General features: G+C 67.7%; 1 protein-coding gene. It reads left to right on the top strand.

Translation table 11 applies throughout. The features are described 5' to 3' along the window. On the top strand, nucleotides 1-1,555 hold a 1,555-nt coding region (locus ABTZ94_RS37500; protein ID WP_351207935.1), incomplete at both ends, for a type I polyketide synthase.

Genomic DNA, 1,555 nt, shown 5'->3' with positions numbered 1-1,555 from the left:
TGGATCTGGTCCGTACGCAGGTCGCCGCTGTCCTCGGATACGCGGGTGCGGGGACCATCGATGCTGAGCGGTCCTTCCGTGAGTTGGGCTTTGACTCGTTGACGGCGGTGGAGCTGCGGAATCTGCTGGGTGGGGCGACGGAGCTGAGGCTTCCGGCGACGTTGGTCTTCGATTATCCGACGCCGGCGGCGTTGGTGGACTTCCTCCGTGCTGAGTTGGTGGGTGTGGTGGCGGGGGTTGCCGGGCCGGTGGTGGTCGCGGCTGTGGATGACGAGCCGATCGCGATCGTGGGTCTGGGCTGCCGTTACCCCGGTGGTGTGGAGACTCCGGAGGATCTGTGGCGGCTGGTCATGGAGGGCAGGGACGCGGTCTCGCAGTTCCCTGCCGACCGGGGCTGGGACCTGGAAGCCCTCTACCACGAGGACCCCGATCATCCGGGCACCTCGTACACCCGCGAAGGCGGATTCGTCGAGGGCGCAGGCTACTTCGACCCGGCGTTCTTCGGTATCAGCCCGCGTGAGGCGCTGGCGATGGATCCGCAGCAGCGGTTGCTGCTGGAGACCGCCTGGGAGGCGTTCGAGCGTGCGGGCATCGACCCCGGCGCGCTGCGTGGCAGTCGTACCGGTGTCTTCGCCGGTGTGATGTACCACGACTACGCCTCCTCGCTGGCGGCGCTTCCGGAAGGCGTCGAGGGTTTCGTCGGTACGGGTAATGCGGCGAGTGTGATTTCGGGGCGGCTGGCGTACACCTTTGGTTTGGAGGGTCCGGCGGTCACGGTTGATACGGCGTGTTCGTCGTCGCTGGTGGCGTTGCATCTGGCGGTGCAGGCGCTGCGTAATGGTGAGTGCTCGATGGCGCTGGCCGGTGGTGTGACGGTGATGGCCACTCCGGCGCCTTTCGTGGAGTTCAGCCGTCAGCGTGGTCTGGCGGCGGATGGCCGGTGCAAGGCGTTCTCCGCCGGGGCGGATGGTACGGGCTGGGCGGAGGGTGCGGGCATGCTGCTCGTGGAGCGGCTCTCCGACGCTCGTAGGAACGGGCACCCGGTGCTGGCTGTGGTGCGTGGCAGCGCGGTGAACCAGGATGGTGCGAGTAATGGTCTGACGGCGCCGAACGGTCCGTCGCAGCAGCGGGTGATCCGGCAGGCGTTGGCCAACTCGGGTGTTTCTGCCGCTGAGGTGGATGTGGTCGAGGCGCATGGTACGGGTACGACGTTGGGTGACCCGATCGAGGCGCAGGCGTTGCTGGCGACTTATGGTCAGGAGCGGGACGGGGGGCGGCCGTTGTGGCTGGGTTCCCTGAAGTCGAACATGGGTCATACGCAGGCTGCCGCCGGTGTCGCGGGCATCATCAAGATGGTCATGGCGATGCGGCATGGTGTGCTGCCGAAGACGCTGCATGTGGAGGAGCCGTCGCCGCACATCGACTGGTCGGCGGGGGCGGTCTCGCTGCTGAGCGAGGCTCAGGAGTGGCCGGAGACGGGGCGTGCTCGCCGCGCGGCGGTGTCCTCCTTCGGTTTCAGCGGCACCAACGCCCACACGATCATCGAGCAGGCCCC

It is taken from the genome of Streptomyces sp. NPDC002785 (genome assembly GCF_040295565.1).
Taxonomy (GTDB): domain Bacteria; phylum Actinomycetota; class Actinomycetes; order Streptomycetales; family Streptomycetaceae; genus Streptomyces.
The sequence above is the reverse complement of the archived record's forward strand: the minus strand, read 5'-3'. Positions and strand labels throughout refer to the sequence as shown.